This is a genomic window from Streptomyces acidicola (assembly GCF_009377235.1).
Lineage (GTDB): Bacteria > Actinomycetota > Actinomycetes > Streptomycetales > Streptomycetaceae > Streptomyces > Streptomyces acidicola.
Genome location: NZ_VMNX01000460.1, coordinates 1 through 2,804 on the forward strand (window position 1 = coordinate 1; position 2,804 = coordinate 2,804).

Annotated in this window: 4 protein-coding genes; all 4 read right to left on the bottom strand. The window is 70.2% G+C overall.

Annotation, left to right across the window (positions count from 1 at the left end; genetic code table 11):
• Positions 1 to 67: 67 nt before the first annotated feature.
• The gene (holA, locus tag FPZ41_RS45920; protein WP_131571928.1) at positions 68 to 1,054 is read right to left on the bottom strand and encodes a DNA polymerase III subunit delta; all 987 of its coding nucleotides are present in this window, start codon (positions 1,052 to 1,054) and stop codon (positions 68 to 70) included.
• A gap of 37 nt (positions 1,055 to 1,091) precedes the next feature.
• Positions 1,092 to 1,337, bottom strand: a complete 246-nt coding sequence (locus tag FPZ41_RS45925; RefSeq protein WP_322621585.1) for a hypothetical protein — start codon at positions 1,335 to 1,337, stop codon at positions 1,092 to 1,094.
• A 78-nt stretch (positions 1,338 to 1,415) separates the two neighbouring features.
• Entirely contained in the window at positions 1,416 to 2,297 is an 882-nt protein-coding gene (locus tag FPZ41_RS45930) for a YceI family protein (RefSeq protein ID WP_152870785.1), read from the bottom strand.
• A gap of 138 nt (positions 2,298 to 2,435) precedes the next feature.
• A partial coding sequence (locus FPZ41_RS45935; RefSeq protein WP_194236459.1) for an arylamine N-acetyltransferase occupies positions 2,436 to 2,804 on the bottom strand: 369 nt, incomplete at its 5' end.

A 2,804-nucleotide genomic window follows, 5' to 3' on the forward strand; every position in this document is an offset into this window, starting at 1 on the left:
ATGCCAGCCCCACCCAGCAACCCCAGGCCGTCCGATGCCCGAGGAGAAGCCCCCGGGCCGGTCCCGCTCAGCCCCGCCGAGAGCGCGCAGCCCGGGCGATCGTCACAACCGCCTTCTCCAACGCGTACTCAGGATCGTCGCCCCCGCCCTTGACCCCCGCATCGGCCTCGGCAACAGCTCGCAGGGCAACGGCCACTCCATCCGGCGTCCACCCCCGCATCTGCTGCCGCACCCGATCGATCTTCCACGGCGGCATCCCCAACTCCCGCGCGAGATCGGCCGGCCGGCCGCCCCTCGCCGAGGACAGCTTCCCGATGGCCCGCACCCCCTGAGCCAGCGCACTGGTGATCAGCACGGGTGCGACCCCCGTCGACAGAGACCACCGCAGCGCCTCCAACGCCTCCGCGGCCCGCCCCTCCACCGCCCGGTCCGCCACCTCGAAACTCGATGCCTCGGCCCGCCCGGTGTAGTACCGCCCGACCACGGCCTCGTCGATCGTCCCCTCGACGTCCGCGACCAACTGCGACGCCGCGGACGCCAGCTCCCGCAGGTCACTCCCGATCGCGTCTACGAGCGCCTGGCACGCCTCGGGCGTGGCGGACCGCCCCAGGGTGCGGAACTCCCCCCGCACGAAGCTCAGCCGCTCCGCCGGCTTCGTCATCTTCGGGCACGCCACCTCCCGCGCCCCGGCCTTGCGCGCCGCGTCCAGCAGCCCCTTGCCCTTGGCACCGCCCGCGTGCAGCAGCACGAGGGTGATCTCCTCGGCTGGTGCCCCGAGATACGCCTTCACGTCCTTGACCGTGTCGGCCGAGAGATCCTGCGCGTTGCGTACGACCACGACCTTCCGCTCCGCGAAGAGCGACGGACTCGTCAACTCGGCGAGCGTCCCCGGCTGCAACTGGTCCGGGGTCAGGTCACGTACGTCGGTGTCGGCGTCGGCGGCCTTCGCGGCGGCCACCACCTCCTGCACGGCACGGTCGAGCAGGAGGTCCTCCTGGCCCACGGCAACCGTGACCGGGGCGAGAGGGTCGTCATTCGCAGTCTTCCTGGCCATCTCTCACAGCATCCCACGCACCACTGACAGCGCGGACCTACGGTTCCTCCCGCCAGCCGTCCCACTCCCCCACGAACTCCTCCAACTCGGCGGGATCGAGCCGCTCCGCCTCGTCCCGCAGGACGACCAGCCACTGTGCGTCCTCGGCGTCGTCCTCCCCGGCCAGCGCGTCCCGGACGAGCTGGGGCTCCTCATTCAGCCCGAAACGGTCGGCCAGCGCCTCCGCCACCTCCTCCGCGGCCTCGCGGTCGGGCAGCACCAGCACATGTCTCACATCACTCACGGAGACATTTTCCGCCGGCCCGGCCACGCCCCACGCCGGGCCCGCACTCACCTCCACCGAGCACAACCGAACCCCGGTTCAGCCCTTGGGCACGATCTGCACATCGAGGTCGACCCGAATGCTGGGCCCCACGACCGCGATGCCCCGCGCGAGCATCGTCTGCCAGCTCACCGTGAAGTCGTCGCGCCGCAGCTCGGTCGTGGCCTTGCAGGCCGCCCGCTCCTCGCCCTCCATGCCGTTGCCCAGCCCGAGGTACTCGGTGTCGAGCGTGACCGTCCGCGTCACCCCGTGCAGCGACAGCGCCCCGGTGACAGCCCAACGGTTCCCGCCCCTGTGCACGAACCGTTCGCTGTAGAACTCCAGCGTCGGAAACCGCTCCACGTCCAGGAAGTCCGCCGACCGCAGATGGTTGTCCCGCATCCTGACGTTCGTGTCGATGGACGCCGCGTCGATCACCACGTGCATCGCCGACCGCTCCGGGGAGTCCCCGATCCGGATCGCGCCCGCGAACCTGTTGAACCGCCCGTGCACATGCGCCAGTCCGATGTGGCGCGCGGTGAACCCGATCGAGGAATGCGTCGGCTCGATCTCCCAGTCGCCCGCCCGGGGCAGCTCGTAGGGCTGGGCGATCTGCAGGGTCACATCACCGAGCGAGGCCAGCGCGCTCTCGCCGACGACAGCGTTCGCCCGGTACGGCGTGTACCCCTCGGCCGACACCGCGAGCCGGTACTCCCCCGCCGGCACCGCCGCGATGAACGACCCGTACGGGTCCGTACCCCCGCCGACGACCCTGCGGCCCATCGCGTCACTGACCACGAACTCCGCCTGCTGCACGGGCTCGTTCACCGGATCGAGCACCCGGCAACTGAGCACCCCGGCACCGGGCGGAACCCGTACCGCACTCATGGGGCCGCCTCGTTGCCCCTGCTTCGCTCGGTTCTCCCGCCAGCGCCCCAGCATCTGCGACACATCCCTGCGTGATTCGACACCACCTGTTGCCGAAGATGCATTCGACCACTGATGTGACTTTCGAGGCAACTGGTGACCACATCGCGGAAATCCAGCACTTGTGACGGTACTACGCACGAGTAACGCCAATTAAGCCTCCTTATCCGCCTTTCTCACCTCCGGTACTCGCTCCAACTCGATCCCGAAGCGCGCCCGGTACGTCCCCAGCACCTCCTCGTCCGTCTCCAACTCCGTCACGCTCCGCCCGCCGTCCGGGGACGTGACCGTGAGCCTCCGTCCGCTGAGGGTGACCCGGCCGTCGTCCTCCGTCACCCGCGAGCAGACGAGGGACTGTGTGAAGTGCGACGCCGGCGACGTGCTGTGCCACCAGGCTCCGGCCACGAAGTCCCCGAACACCCGTGGCCGTGCCTCCAGCCGGTACACCGGTTTCCCGTCCCGCAGCACATCCACGTCCCCGAACCCCGCCGCACCTCCCCCTCGCGCCGCTTCCCCTCGTTC